This is a genomic window from Neisseria sp. P0021.S005, from assembly GCF_051956955.1.
The window spans coordinates 1-617 of sequence record NZ_JBQCWY010000860.1 but is presented as its reverse complement, the minus strand read 5'-3'; the positions used below and the strand labels follow the sequence as shown (position 1 = coordinate 617).

Sequence of the window (617 nt, the reverse complement as noted above, 5' to 3'; positions counted from 1 at the left end):
AAAGACGGCAAAATCGCTATCGAAGATCTGACCGGCGGTACATTCAGTATTACCAACGGCGGTACTTTCGGTTCTATGATGTCTACCCCGATCATCAACCCGCCTCAATCTGCGATTTTGGGTATGCACGCCACTAAAGAGCGCGCTGTGGTTGAAAACGGTCAAGTTGTTGTCCGTCCAATGATGTATCTGGCTCTGTCTTACGACCACCGTATCATTGACGGCCGCGAAGCTGTATTGACCTTGGTAGCCATTAAAGACGCGTTGGAAGACCCAGCACGCCTGTTGTTGGATCTGTAATCGTTTCAGACGGCCTTTTATTTGTTAATGAAAAGGCCGTCTGAATTTTTATTTAGATGTAGCGTAATGTAGTATCGTGCTACAATAGGCTCAACGAACGATTGAGGCCGTCTGAAACATTTGATTCGAATGAATCGGCAGATATAGACTTTCAGACGGCCTTTTCTTAAAACCATCAAAACGCAGTCATTCAAAATAAAAAAGAAACAAAAAGTATCGTTTTTATTTTGAGATACTGCAAAAGCAAAGGATGACACGATGTCTCAATATGATGTAGTAGTGATTGGTGCAGGCCCGGGCGGATACGTTGCCGCCAT

At 44.4% G+C, this 617-nt stretch carries 1 protein-coding gene; it reads left to right on the top strand.

Translation table 11 applies throughout. The features are described 5' to 3' along the window. Positions 1 to 300 (top strand): 2-oxo acid dehydrogenase subunit E2 (locus ACTHUE_RS19810; protein WP_440424257.1); only part of this gene is annotated, 300 nt, incomplete at its 5' end. Between the last annotated feature and the right edge of the window lie 317 nt (positions 301 to 617).